The organism is Sphingobium scionense, from assembly GCF_014197035.1.
GTDB classification, from domain to species: Bacteria; Pseudomonadota; Alphaproteobacteria; order Sphingomonadales; family Sphingomonadaceae; genus Sphingobium; species Sphingobium scionense.
In genome coordinates, this window is record NZ_JACIEU010000018.1 from 1 (window position 1) to 13,013 (window position 13,013).

Consider the following 13,013-nt stretch of genomic DNA (forward strand, 5'->3'; position numbering starts at 1 on the left):
GCATGTCCGGTTCGATGAGCAGGGAGTGGAAACGGACCGTCTGGCAAGCCCCACAGGCGCGCCGCACGACACCGCGCCACTTCCTGACTCTACCGTCATGCGCAGGTAGACTGTTATCTAACGATGCCTCGACAACCGGCCACCCCATCTAAATCCCTCGGCAAGCGTTACGTCATAGGCCACACCTATGGTGCGACCAAAATTCCTTATTTGACCTTAGATTGAAGAGGATGCGACCAAGGCCGCCGATTGGGAGATGGATTGATGCACGCCGGTTACACTACACGCGTCCGTTATCGGCGGGTTCATCGCTATTGTCTTGCCGCGCTGTCGCTATCATCCTTCGTCATGTCGCCGGCGGTTGCGCAAAAGCCAGCGAGCAATCTTCGCGCAGCCGCCGAACCGGCACGCTTGCGCCGGATCGGCACGATCGATTCTCGCTTTCAATCATACAATGTCGAGATGATCGAGGTGACAGGCGGCGCCTTCTGGAAGCCCTATGGTTCGACCGCCAGCGCATTGCTCACCTCTAACGACGCCCAGTTGGGCATAGACACGTACCAGTTCGAATACCGCCCGCCGATCGACCTTGCCAATGCCCGCCTCCGGCTCCTAGCCCGAGCGCTCGGTCCGGCCTATGTCCGCGTTGCGGGAACCTGGGCCAACAGCATTTATTTCGCGGACAGCGAAACTCGGCCTGCAAAGACGCCCGATGGCTTCAAGGGCGTTCTCACTCGCCAACAATGGCGCGGCGTAATCGCGTTCGCCAAGGCGACGGATGCGAAGATCATGACCTCTTTCGCTATCAGCTCGGGCGTTCGAGATTCTAGGGGCGCTTGGACGCCCAAGATGGCCGAGCGCTGGCTCGCCTACACCCACGCGATCGGGGGCACGATTAGCGCCGCCGAATTTATGAACGAACCGTCGATCGCCGGTATCAGCGGTGCACCCAAGGGATACGATGCCGCCGCTTACGGCCGAGACTTCAAATCTTTCCGCGTCTTCGCGAAAAAAGCCGCGCCCGGCATGCTGATTCTGGGCCCCGGCTCCGCGACGGAAACACCTGAGCCATGGGGCATGCCGCCCAGCATCCCCGGATCGATTCCCAGCGCTGATTTGCTAGCAAGCGGTGGTTCAGACGTCGATGCCTTCTCCTATCATCATTATGGCGCTGCATCTGTCCGCTGCGAAGCCTCACACTTGCCGCAAACAAGACTAGAGGATGCTCTATCCGAACAATGGCTGGCCCGCACCGGCGTAACCCATGCCTATTATGCAGCGCTGCGTGACCGCTATGCGCCGGGCAAGCCGATCTGGATGACCGAGGGCGCCGACGCGGCTTGCGGCGGCAATCCCTGGGGCGGAAGCTTTATCGACAGCTTCCGTTATCTCGACCAGCTTGGCCTGTTGGCAAAGCAGGGTGTTCAGGTCTCGATCCACAATACGCTCGCCGCAGGCAGCTACAGCCTGCTGGATCCCGAGGATTTCAGCCCCAAAGCCAATTATTGGGCCGCCCTGCTCTGGCACAGGCTGATGGGGACGACCGTCCTCGACGCGGGCATTCCGCTCCAGCCGGGTCTCCATGTCTATGCCCATTGCCAGCCCGATCGGGTCGGTGGCGTGGCGCTCCTCATCATCAACAATGACGCGGACCGCACCGCGTCGATCACACTGCCCGGCAAGCGCTTTCGCTATACCCTTTCCGTGACAGACACGCCCTCAGTGGGCGTCAAGCTGAATGGACAGCTGTTACAACTCGACGCACGCGACAGACTTCCCGCGATTGTTGGGTTAGCGGAGCGATCACCCGTCGCCAGTTTCGCGCCGCGCACTATTACCTTTTTGGCCATCCCTGAGGCTGGCAACCCGGCCTGCAAACCGCACCTGTAGTCGGCCAGTTTGACGGTCGATGTTTGAATAGCTGCCTTTCCGCTTGCGGAGTCCAATTTGTCGCGCTTGAGGGCCCGGGATGGGTCGAGGACGGAAGCGGCCGCAACGCGCCCATTGTCGCCGTCTAGCGCTTCACTTCCGGTTCTCGGAAGCGGTCATGTGTTCAGATGTGCGCAGCCCATCCGGGGGCAAAAGCTGCCGGTCAGCCGTCGACCAACGCGGGCCACGCAGCGATTTCCCGCCCGTTCCAAAAAGCCGTCCGTCTGCTTTACGTAAATCCACGCCCAGAACGGCCAAAGCCTCGGATAAGCGACAGTTACCTATCGCTGATTTTCGATTGCGACAGCAACTTTACGGCATGAAATACATATTTTTGGCGAAATCTCTCTGCTCTATCGGCAGTCAACAGCCGTATCATCGGCAAGAAAGTAAATATATAATAATCCATGGCGGATGGGCATCGTATCCCGGCACAGGTGCATTCACGAAATTGTCAAAATGAAACGTCACCTTCGAGTTATGAAAAATTTTCTCGCCTACACCGTCGCAACCATGGTCTTAGCTGAGCCATCTTATAGTTGCACTAAACAGGAAATTGAGATTTCCACTTACAAACCGACAAATATAATTCCACTTGGAAAAATTGTTGGTTCGGTTGTGCGTAGGAATGGATGTATTTATATAAAATCTGGTTCAGTTTTATACAATCCCATATGGCCGGAAAATACTTATACATTCAAAAAAACTAATTTTTATTACGATGGCCGAAAATACAATTACGGATCGATTTTGGTATTTTCCGGTGGTGAAATAGGGTCACTTGCATTGGAAGGTGGGAATATAGTTTCCAGATGCAGTAAAGATAAAGTCAATTTCCTTATAAGTGAAATTAGGAGTGATCGGTCATGAAATTTACTGTTTACAGTATCGCGATTGCATATTCTGCTATTTTCATTCATAGCAATTCCAATGCGCAATCTTATGGAACTGTGAAATTTTCAGAGAGATTTAGCGATCAATCCGGGGAAACTACGAGATATTACGCTTCGGTAAATGGGATAACATTGCAAGAAGCTGGAAAGCGCTTAGGATTAATGGTGAAAGCTGCAACTTTGGCAAATAAGCTGAAGGAGCAGTATCCAGATAAATTCGCCGGAATGTCGGTTAAGGAAGGCAGGTTCCTGACTTTTGACTTTAAATTCGCGAACGAAACCGGCGCGTCAATTCTTAAGAAAATTCAAGCTTTCACCACCGACCGCGAACTTCTCAGCGCAGTTTCGGCCGGTCCTGCTCCCAGGTCTGCCAAGGCAACAGCAGAAGCGGCCAGTCAGCTTTTACAGCAAATGAGGGCAGCTGGAATTCAAGGCGAAGTAGCCCGAAATGATCAGACCGGTGAATTGAAAGCGCTGGTCCGCGATCCATCCGCATTCCAGTCTGGAACAAGCAGAGGCAAGATTTCCGCAAATCCGATGGGGGTCGCCTATAAAGTCGAACAATTTTCTGGAATTCGCACTACAGCCGATATAAGCGGCGGCCAATTTTATTGGGCAACTCCAACAATGAGTTGCACGATGGGATTTAATGTTAGGCAGCCTGCGACCAACGTTTATGGGGTTTCAACTGCAGGACACTGTCCAAATTCACCTGCAAGAGTACAGCTTTCTCAGACGTACTCATCGGTTGAGCCTGCTATAAATTTCGTTGGTGAATGGTACAGCTTGGATATTCAATGGGGATATCTTGTAAATGGAAGCGGCGGAGTTAATTGGGTCATAAAGCCGCAAGTATGGAATGGCATAGTCAATTTTAATGTCACCGGAGGGGTCTCGGAATATCCCGGAATGACGGTCTGCAAATATGGAAAGACTACAAAAATTACTTGTGGGCAGGTAGATCCATACGCTTACTCAGACAGTTACGGCGAATTCTCTCGCGTTAATGCAAATTCGTCTTATCCTAAACAGAGTGAACTAGGCGATAGCGGAGGTCCTGTTTATCAAGGTGGCTTAGCTGTTGGGATGGTTCATGGAAAAGATACTGCTGGGAATATGTATTTCTCCCCCATTAGAAAGTGGGCGCCAGCGGGCGTAAATATCAACGTTATTTGCGTTTGCTAAGCGTTGTCAGCATCGTCGCCTCCCGCCGCAATGGCGGGAGGCAGCATCACCAATTGCCGTAGCAGTCTCCAAATTCATCCAGCGGGGTTCATGACGGACCGAGAAACATTGTCTGGCACGGAGGTCGCTATGCGTGGAACGGCTCCTATCGCCCTCCATCTTCTTGAAAGCTCAAAGTCGAACGTTCACCCTTGATAGCCATTAACCGGGCCGCTCGGCGTGAGGCTACCCGGATAGCGGTTGATCCGATCCTGGGGGAGGAAAGCTGCCCGGCCCGAAGAGACCACTCGCAGACATATTACGGACAGCATAGGGTTTCGAAATGCGCGACTTTAGGGCGATCACTTTTGCAGTCATCGGGCTAGCAATTTACCAGTTATCTTTGCTGGCGCTGCATGCAGAGGGCATGAATGGCTGGGTCGCAGCTAGTCTTGCAAGCGTAATTAGCATTGCAACTGTTTTTGCCATTCTTAAAGTTTGGCGGCTAATACGACAGCGGACGGATCGTTAACCACCCGTCACCGCCATTCTGACTTCGGGTCTGGCAAGAGCAAAAAGCGGACCGGAGGGACTAGCGCTGCTCGCAGCGCCTTTCATCCGACCAAATCGCCGGGATGGATGGGTAGGAACGACCGCTCTTGGTCGATCAGCGACAGACAGCTATTTCCGCCTGCGACCGTCTTGACTGCCCGAAAGAGGACCGGCGGCTATCGCCGCTTGCCCTGCTGTAAGTCGACATTCCGAAATCGGCCAATGCGCGACATGGAGGGTTAGCGGAAAGCGTCTCCTTCTTCGGCAGATCCGTGAGGGAGACGCTCCATCGTCTTATTGAGGCGGAAATGCCTGGCGGAAGACAGTGCCGTTCACGCGGCGCTGCGTCGCTTGATCAGTTCGTGCAGGCTAGCCGTAGTGATGCGGGTTGCCTTTCCCAGCCTTACCATGTCAATTTCCCCGGCAGCAATTAGCGCGTAGAGCTTGGTGCGCCCGACTCCGATCATTCTTGCCGCATCATTGACGCGCACGCAGATCGGATCAGGGACAGGAGGATTGCTCATTTCGGATCACCTGTCGGAGCCCGGTAGGTGACGGGATCGGAAAGCCAATGATTAATGGCAGACTCCCGCCATCCAGCACCATGCACGCTGATCTTAATCTGTGCCGGAAAGGTGCCGTCGGCAATCTTGCGATAGAGGGTCGAACGAGAAAGCCCAGTGCGGGCGAGAACGGTTTTCATTCGAATGATACGATCGGAACTGTTCATGGGGCAGTGTCCTCATTTCATGACGTTGCATACGCCCCCTCCGATCAACATCAGACGGCCGGAACCGCCCTGCAAGAGGGTGGGACTAGGCGTCACGGACCGGAAAGCGCGCAGAGCGTGGACGTCTGGAGACTTCTGAAAACAATTGGGAACGGCTGTGGATGATGGCGTAGCAAAGTGAAGGCTTGGCGATCAGCGCAGATTTTTTTCCCATATCGTCCCAATGGATGAGCATCCGGACGTTCCGGATCGCCAAATTGGCGATCTACATTCGATTTAGGTCGAGTCGTTCATGGCGATCTCCAACAAAATGGAGGTCTGCCCGCCATCAACGAGCATGCTGGAATTGTTCTCCGGATACAACAGGAGGGGCTGCGTCTTTCAGGCCTTACCCTGTTCCTTTTCCATCCGCTCGACTTCGCGTTCGAGAACCTCGCGAATGAAGCCTGCCCGCCGTTTGGTACCAACCAGCTTATCGATCCGCTCGCCCAGTCCTTCGGGCAAACGCACATTGGTCGATCTGAGGTTAAGCGGCGGTCTTCCCATGCTTTCGTCGTAACTGCCCGCGAACCCTGTTCAACAAGAAGCAGAATAAGCGGCACCGCTTATTGCAAGATTGTGCGTTTTGCCGTTATAAGCGGTGCCGTTTAATCCGTCTGCGAGACTGAACCGACCTCCAGACGGCTGAATGGAGTGAATGCGATGAGCATCAACGACATGTTCGCCAGCGAATCGGTAGGTCACCCCTCCCGGCGTGAGATCCTGCGAAGTTTCGCGATTGCAGGAGCGGGGAGTGCGATCGTTACTGCTCCCTGGAATGAAGCGTTGACTGCATTGCAAGGGCGATATGCAGACGCGCCAGTGACCTTGCGCCGCAGCCGCGAAAGCCGGGACCTGAGCAGAGACCGTTTTCAGAGCGCCGAGATTGCCTTTACCGGGATCGATGCCGGCTTTTTCAGGCGGCATATCCGCACGACGCTTCATCAGGCCGGCGCGGTCGCAAAACTGGCGCTGTGTGCATATCTGCTCGACGTCGGGTTCTCGGACGCGTGGAATGCCGAGCATATCCGACAGGATATTGCCAAGGCGCTGGCCTATGCCAACGCGACCGGCCTTGGTCTTGATTGCCCGCACATGGCGCGTCTGGCTGCCATTCTCACCCCTTATTGGAAATGGGGATATCCCCATTTGATCGGCGACCCGCCGATGGATGATGGCGGCTTTTCTCCCGAGCAAGTTTGCCTGCTGATCCGTGCCTTGCTGGATCGCGTGCATGACGCCACCGGTCATGCCCGCCTGGCGCATGGAGGCCACCAGCATGCGACGATAGCGTCATGACATTGCGCACCGACTTCGGCCAACTTCCAGCCTCGATCCAGCATGAGCTTGAGCAGGTGACATGGATGGTCTTCGAGACCTTCGCGGAATGCTGCAAAGGCAGACTGTCGCAGCAATATCGCGAGGGGCGTATACTGGCAGTCATTCTGCACGGCCCGCACGCCGAGCAGGCGTGGGAGGACGTTCCGCCGGGCGAGGCGTTTCGTCTGATGCTGATCGTCAACCATGTGCGCCTCGCGCGCAGTGATCAGGATTGGCGATTGGTGCGCGACCGATTGCGCCGCGCATGGGAACATGGAGAAATCGCCCGGCCGGTCCGGATGACGGTGGAAAGCCTCGACCGGATCAATAGCGCGCTCGTCGATGCCGTGCCCCATTTCGTCACGATCGCGGAAAAAGGAATAGCGCTGTATCAGGCGGAAGGATTGCGCCTCAAAGCGCCGCGTCATTTGCCTGAGGAAGAAAGGGCCAGAAGGAGCAGAGCGGAATTCGCGCGCTGGCATAAAAATGGCTGCGACTTTCTGGCTGGGGCAGCCTTTTATCTCGACAGGGGCAATATGCGGATGGCCGCGCTGCTGCTGCATCAGGCCTGCGAGCATCTCTATCAGAGCATATTATGGTCCCTCACGCTCCATGGACCACGCACCCATGCGCTGGATGAACTGCGCGAAGCGGCGGAAGTGCTGGCGCCCAATCTTCGCGCCGCATGGCCACGCGAAGACCGGCACCAGCGACGCGCCTTCGGATGCATCCGCAGGGCCTATGTCGAGGCTCGTTATGAGCGGTCGTATCGCATCACGCCGGCCGAACTGGTCTGGGCGATGGAACGAGGCGAAGTGCTCAGGCAACTGGCAACACAATGTTGGCGCGAGCATGACGCATCGCTTGCCAATCAGCATCAACTGACAGCATCCGAGCCGCCTCCGCCGTCGCTGATCTTGACGCCAAATTCTCGCGCACTGCCGACACTGTTACCCGGAGCCGAAGGCAAGTGCCGACACCTGTCACCCTTGGTTCGGCTGCGCGGCCTTTTACATGCCGGAGAAGGCAGCAATGCCATCAGGCGTTGGGTAAAGCGAACCTCCCTGTTTTGCGCTGGCCTCTGCCTGTTCTTCGCCGGCGCCGAGGCAATGCATTGGCGTTTGCGCGCAGGTCCGGTCATTCCATCTGAGCCGGCCAAGCTGACCGCCATTCTCGATTTCGATATTCACGCCGAAACCGTGTTGCAGGCGGTTGGCGCAGTAGCCAATCGAGCCGGCTATCGGATCGCAGCCAATGAGGACATCTGGACGGTCCGCTGGACCGGAACCTATCGTGCCAAGGCTACTACCTTCGACGCACTTGCCGACATTCTCTACGGCTCAGGCCTTTGCCCGACCATCAGGGATGATTTGATTACCATACGCTTCTGCGATCCATCCGGCCGCTTTGTCATCGCCAGCACTGACGAAGTGATGCAGCCGGAAGAGCAGGCAAGCGCGACAATCTATCGCTCGCGCTGATCGCTTTCAGCCTCGAACGCACGCTTGCCCTTGCGTTGCCATAGGGCAAGCGCCTGTTGCCGATCCTCGCCGCGCAGCCTGTCCGCGACGGTGAGAAAGGCCCCATAGAGGGCAGCACGATCGTCATCGACGAGATCGACCAGGCCGGCCTTGATGACGAGCCCGCCCAGTTCGATCAGATGACGGGTGCGTTCCCGGCGTTTGACGGCCCAGTCTCTCATGTCGGTTCGTGCCTTCTGTGCCTCAAGCCGATGCCGAGCCACCGTCAAGCGGGAGAGTGCCGCTCTGGAGGCGATCAGGTCCGCCCGCAGGCTGACGCTTGTCGCCGCGAAAGAAGGCGGCACCAGCCTTGCGCCACGCCTCCTTGGTTGTCGCATCCTTGCTGCGTGCCGCATGAAGGAGCACCCCGGCCAGCATGTCGGCGTCGAGAATGTCCGCGCCGGTTGCCGTGACCAGTTCGCCCAACTGGCGTACGCGCCGTTCCTTCAACTGCTTTGCCTTGTCAGCCAGCACTTTCAGCTCCGAATCAAAATCGCGGGGTTTGCGCATGATCAAGTCTCCGTTGAATGATGATGCGCTCATGATAGAAGAAGGGCCTGTGGCGCGCAGTAGAGTCGCCGGGACCGTCTGGCACCGCCTAGTCCCTTCCAGGAAAATTTCGAGAAGGGCGCGCTTATACGTCGTTCCGACGTGCGGCTCAGCATAGTAAATGGACGATCGTTATGGCGATCTTCCATTTCTCCGTTCAGGTCATCAGTCTCGCAGCGGGCCGCTCTTCCGTGTCGGCGGCTGCCTATCGGGCAGGCGAGCGGCTGCATGATGAGCGCCTTGATCGCGACCATGATTTTCGCGCTCGGTCCGGTGTCGAGCATAGCGAGATCATGTTGCCCGAAGGCGCGCCCGAGCAATGGCGCGAGCGCGAACGGCTCTGGAACGATGTCGAGGCGTTCGAGAGCCGCAAGGACGCGCAACTAGCGCGCGAAATCGAGTTCGCTATCCCGCGTGAAATGACCAGGGCGCAGGGTATCGAGCTTGCCCGCGAATTTGTTGCCCAAGAGTTTGTCGATCGCGGCATGATCGCCGATCTCAATGTCCATTGGGACATCGGCGCCGATGGCCAGGCCAAGCCCCATGCTCATGTCATGCTGACCATGCGCGAGGTCACGCCCGATGGCTTTGGCCAGAAGGTGCGTGAGTGGAACGACCATGCGAATGTCGAGCGCTGGCGCGAGAACTGGAGCGCCCATGTCAACGCACGGCTGGCCGAACTCGACATCGACGCACGGATCGATCATCGCAGCCTAGCCGATCAGGGCATCGATCTTGAGCCGCAAAGCAAGATCGGCGGCCCCGCGCATCGCATGGGCGCGCAAGGCCTCGAAGCCGACCGTGTCGAACTCCATCGCGAGATCGCGCGGGAGAATGGCGAACGCATCATTGCTGACCCTGGCGTTGCGCTCAATGCCATCACCCATGGCCAGGCGACCTTCACCCATCGTGACCTCGCCATGTTCATCCACCGGCACAGCGATGGGCAGCAGCAGTTCAACGAGGCGATGCGCGCGGTGCGCGGTTCGCCAGCCCTGATTGCGCTCGGCAAGGATGGACGCGGCGAGGATCGCTTTACCAGTCGTGAGATGATCGAGGTCGAGCAAAGGCTGGAGCGCGCGGCCGACCGGCTTGCACTACAGCAGGAGCCTGGTCTCCCGACGGCAACGAACTACGCCATTCGTGCCGCCGAGGGTAAAGGCCTTGCTCTGGGAGCAGAGCAAGACGCCGCGTTGCGACATGTAACAGGTGGGCAGGGATTGTCACTGATCCTTGGCTATGCCGGCACCGGCAAAAGCGCCATGTTGGGTGTGGCACGCGATGTGTGGGAGAACGCCGGCCTAAACGTGCGCGGCGCGGCCCTTGCCGGCATTGCTGCCGAAGGGCTGGAGAATGGCTCGGGCATTGCCTCGCGCACCATCGCCAGCATGGAACATCGCTGGGCGCATGGGCGCGATCTTCTGACGGCCCGCGACGTGCTGGTGATCGACGAGGCCGGCATGGTCGGCACGCGCCAGATGGAGCGCGTTCTCTCCCATGCCGCCGAGGTTGGCGCACGGGTCGTGCTGGTCGGCGATCCGCAGCAGTTGCAATCGATCGAAGCGGGCGCCGCGTTCCGGGCGCTCCATGAGCGTCATGGTGGCGTCGAAATCACCGAGGTCCGCCGTCAGCATGAAGGCTGGCAGCAGGATGCGACCCGTCATCTGGCGACCGGGCGCACCGGAGAAGCGATCGGCGCCTATGCCGAGCACAACATGGTCCATGCCGCCGATACCCGTGATCAGGCGCGCAGCGCTTTAATCGAAAGCTGGGATCGCGATCGACAGGCGAAGCCGGATGCCAGCCGGATCATATTGACCCACACCAATGCAGAAGTGCGCGACCTCAATGAGGCCGCGCGTGATCGCATGCGCGAGGCCGGCGAACTCGGGCCGGACATCGCCGTGGAGACCGAACGCGGCGACCGGCAGTTCGCGACAGGCGACCGCATCATGTTCCTACGCAATGAGCGCAGCCTTGAGGTCAAGAACGGCACGCTCGGCACCGTCGAGAAGATCGGCATCGGCCATATGGCCGTGCAGACCGACGATGGGCGATCGGTGGCGTTCGACACCAAGGATTATCGCGACTTCGATCATGGCTATGCTGCCACGATCCACAAGGCGCAGGGCATGACCGTTGACCGGTCGCATGTGCTGGCAACGCCGGGGATGGATCGGCATGGCGCCTATGTCGCGCTGTCGCGACACCGGGATGGAGTCGCCCTTCATTATGGGCGCAATGATTTCCGCGACCAGGCACGGTTGGTCCGCACGCTCTCGCGTGAGCGCGCCAAGGATATGGCGACGGACTATGAGAAGGCTGGCACCGCGCATCAGCCGTCAACCGAGGTCACGCGGGCCTTTGCCGAGCGGCGGGGCATCAGCTTTCGTGAACGGGTGGTGGAGATTGCGCGCGCAGGCGCGCAGAAAGCGCGTGGTCTCTTCGACCATTTCCGGCCCAAGGCAACGCCTGCGCAGCCCCAGCCAGCAGTCCAGCATGACCATGGCCGTGATCCGCAACCGATCCGGCTCGGTGGTCTTCGCGGTGCCGTGGAGCGCTATGCAAGGGCGGCGCATGAGATCCAGCAGACGCGGGCGCAGGGGTTGGAAGCCATGCCGCACCAGCAGGTGGCGCTGGAGAAGGCTCGGCAGGCGCTGGACGCGATCCGCCCCGAGGGCGCATCGGATCTCGATCGCGCATTCCGGCAAGGCCCTGAACTTGTCAGGGACGCCGCAGAAGGGCGAAGCCAGGCGGCTGTCCGCGCGATGCAACTGGAAGCGGAAATTCGCGCCGATCCCTACGCCCGAGCCGACCGGTTCGTAGAAGGTTGGCAGCAACTTCAGCGGCAGCATGGCGCGCTTGTTCGCGACGGCAATTTCCGGGGTGCCAGAACGGCTTCGCAGCAAATGACCGACATGGCCAAGAGCCTGCAGCGTGACGCCCAACTGGAATCAGTGCTGGGGCTGCGCAGCCGCGAGCTTGGCCTTGAGATTGGCCAGCACGCGCAGCGCAGCCTTTCCCAGCAACTCGCCGCCTCAATCCCCTTCGATCATCGGCACGACGTCAGTCGCGGCTTTGGCCGCTAACTCTCAGGAGGAATGGATATGGATCAACGTGGACGTGCGGGCGATCCCGAGCCGGATCTCGCGGCTGAAGCCTTCGCCAGGCTGGAAACGCGGATATCCGAGATGGATGGCCGGATCGCGCTGATGACACGGGCGCTCGAACATATCGCGATCGAGAAGCAGGGCATCGAGATACCCGATTACACGCCCACGCTCACCAAGATGAACAGCTATTTGGTGGAACTGGCGGCGCAGGCTCAAAAGATGGCCAAGGCGCCGGCGCTGCAAATGACGCCTGAAGATATGGCGGATCGCATCGATCAGGTGGCTCGGCAGGCGCGGGAGGCGGATCGGGTCAATATCGAGCAGGCGCGTATGCTCCTCAATGATGCCCGTGAAAGCCAGTTGCGAGCGATCGGGCACCTTCGGAGCAGGCGGGAGCAAGGATGGCATATGGCCTACAGCGCGATGGGCGCGACGGTGGCCGTTATGTTGCTCTGGCTCATTTATCCTGGCTGGGCGGCAAGTATCGGTCCGCAAAGCTGGCTTTGGCCCGAAAGCGTCGCGCGCAGGACGATGGGCGAGCCGACTTTATGGGAGGCAGGAACCAGACTGCTAGAAACCGGAAATCCGCGAGCTTGGCAGGCAATCGTCGAGGGGATGGATATACTCAAGGCGAATAGCGAAGCCTTGAGTGAATGCGAGCAGACCGCCGCAAAATCCAACCGCCTCGTGCGCTGCACTATTTTAATTCGCAATACCGAGCGATCACGCGAATAAGGTGATTGGCGGTGAGAAAGCCTTTGGGATACGCCAACCGATGATTCGGCCGTCGCGCTGACTTCGATACCATCGAGATTTATCGGGTTCGTCAGAATGAGCAATTCGAACGATAATGGAATAGTTGAGGCCGTCCAATGGGGCGAACGGCTTTTGCTTGGTTCCGTTGGCACGAGCGTGATGATCATGGCGGTCGCGATCCTCGGCCTATTCGCTCTTCGGGGTTGCATGGATCGCAGCTTTGCTGTCCGCGTGCTCCTTGGATGCTTTATCATCATTGGCGCGCCGATGATTGCTGCAGGGATAATGACGACGGCAGCAAGTGGCAGTGGGCAGGTTAACGCACCGACTCAGGAAGTGGAAGTATCGCCTCCGCCGCTGCGCGCCCCGGAGCGTTTTGACCCTTATGGTGGTGCATCGGTGCCCTCGTCCTAAACGCGCAGCGCAACCGCTCCGACTTTATTCAGTC

General features: G+C 58.3%; 13 protein-coding genes. 8 read left to right on the forward strand and 5 right to left on the reverse strand.

Annotated features, from left to right (window positions below):
- The first annotated feature begins 411 nt into the window (after positions 1 to 411).
- The 3 genes from GGQ90_RS19530 to GGQ90_RS19535 all read left to right on the forward strand — a co-directional run bounded on the left by GGQ90_RS19530 (position 412) and on the right by GGQ90_RS19535 (position 4,007).
- A complete protein-coding gene (locus GGQ90_RS19530) occupies positions 412 to 1,890 on the forward strand; it encodes a glycosyl hydrolase family 79 N-terminal domain-containing protein (RefSeq protein WP_246428329.1) in 1,479 nt (492 codons plus the stop codon).
- A 498-nt stretch (positions 1,891 to 2,388) separates the two neighbouring features.
- The gene (locus GGQ90_RS29075) at positions 2,389 to 2,799 is read left to right on the forward strand and encodes a hypothetical protein (RefSeq protein WP_223178359.1); all 411 of its coding nucleotides are present in this window, start codon (positions 2,389 to 2,391) and stop codon (positions 2,797 to 2,799) included.
- Positions 2,796 to 4,007: a S1 family peptidase gene (locus GGQ90_RS19535; RefSeq protein ID WP_188083576.1), complete on the forward strand. Its 1,212-nt coding sequence runs from the start codon at positions 2,796 to 2,798 to the stop codon at positions 4,005 to 4,007. The genes GGQ90_RS29075 and GGQ90_RS19535 overlap by 4 nt, the downstream gene beginning before the upstream one ends.
- Positions 4,008 to 4,870: 863 nt before the next feature.
- Here the strand turns inward: GGQ90_RS19535 and GGQ90_RS19540 are convergent.
- The 3 genes from GGQ90_RS19540 to GGQ90_RS29720 all read right to left on the reverse strand — a co-directional run bounded on the left by GGQ90_RS19540 (position 4,871) and on the right by GGQ90_RS29720 (position 5,778).
- The gene (locus GGQ90_RS19540) at positions 4,871 to 5,062 is read right to left on the reverse strand and encodes a helix-turn-helix domain-containing protein (RefSeq protein ID WP_188083577.1); all 192 of its coding nucleotides are present in this window, start codon (positions 5,060 to 5,062) and stop codon (positions 4,871 to 4,873) included.
- Positions 5,059 to 5,268, reverse strand: a complete 210-nt coding sequence (locus tag GGQ90_RS19545) for a helix-turn-helix transcriptional regulator (RefSeq protein ID WP_188083578.1) — start codon at positions 5,266 to 5,268, stop codon at positions 5,059 to 5,061. The genes GGQ90_RS19540 and GGQ90_RS19545 overlap by 4 nt, the downstream gene beginning before the upstream one ends.
- 381 nt (positions 5,269 to 5,649) lie before the next feature.
- A complete protein-coding gene (locus tag GGQ90_RS29720; protein WP_281391448.1) occupies positions 5,650 to 5,778 on the reverse strand; it encodes a hypothetical protein in 129 nt (42 codons plus the stop codon).
- 192 nt (positions 5,779 to 5,970) lie between these two features.
- Between GGQ90_RS29720 and GGQ90_RS19550 the strand changes: the two genes are divergently transcribed.
- Both GGQ90_RS19550 and GGQ90_RS19555 read left to right on the forward strand, forming a co-directional pair.
- Complete coding sequence (locus tag GGQ90_RS19550; protein WP_246428330.1) at positions 5,971 to 6,606, forward strand: hypothetical protein; 636 nt, start codon at positions 5,971 to 5,973, stop codon at positions 6,604 to 6,606.
- On the forward strand, positions 6,603 to 8,108 hold the full coding sequence (locus tag GGQ90_RS19555; protein ID WP_188083579.1) for a HEPN domain-containing protein: 1,506 nt from the start codon (positions 6,603 to 6,605) through the stop codon (positions 8,106 to 8,108). The genes GGQ90_RS19550 and GGQ90_RS19555 overlap by 4 nt, the downstream gene beginning before the upstream one ends.
- Here GGQ90_RS19555 and GGQ90_RS19560 read toward each other — a convergent pair.
- Both GGQ90_RS19560 and GGQ90_RS19565 read right to left on the reverse strand, forming a co-directional pair.
- Complete coding sequence (locus GGQ90_RS19560) at positions 8,093 to 8,329, reverse strand: conjugal transfer protein TraD (RefSeq protein WP_188083580.1); 237 nt, start codon at positions 8,327 to 8,329, stop codon at positions 8,093 to 8,095. The genes GGQ90_RS19555 and GGQ90_RS19560 overlap by 16 nt on opposite strands.
- Before the next feature lie 22 nt (positions 8,330 to 8,351).
- Entirely contained in the window at positions 8,352 to 8,657 is a 306-nt protein-coding gene (locus GGQ90_RS19565) for a conjugal transfer protein TraD (protein WP_188083581.1), read from the reverse strand.
- Positions 8,658 to 8,830: 173 nt separating this feature from the next.
- Between GGQ90_RS19565 and traA the strand changes: the two genes are divergently transcribed.
- From traA to GGQ90_RS19580, 3 genes are all read left to right on the forward strand, one after another.
- Positions 8,831 to 11,785, forward strand: coding sequence for a Ti-type conjugative transfer relaxase TraA (gene traA / locus GGQ90_RS19570; protein ID WP_188083582.1), 2,955 nt, complete (start codon positions 8,831 to 8,833; stop codon positions 11,783 to 11,785).
- Positions 11,786 to 11,797: 12 nt separating this feature from the next.
- Complete coding sequence (locus GGQ90_RS19575) at positions 11,798 to 12,544, forward strand: DUF6118 family protein (RefSeq protein ID WP_343053921.1); 747 nt, start codon at positions 11,798 to 11,800, stop codon at positions 12,542 to 12,544.
- Between the two features lie 96 nt (positions 12,545 to 12,640).
- A complete protein-coding gene (locus GGQ90_RS19580) occupies positions 12,641 to 12,979 on the forward strand; it encodes a TrbC/VirB2 family protein (RefSeq protein WP_188083583.1) in 339 nt (112 codons plus the stop codon).
- Positions 12,980 to 13,013 lie beyond the last annotated feature (34 nt).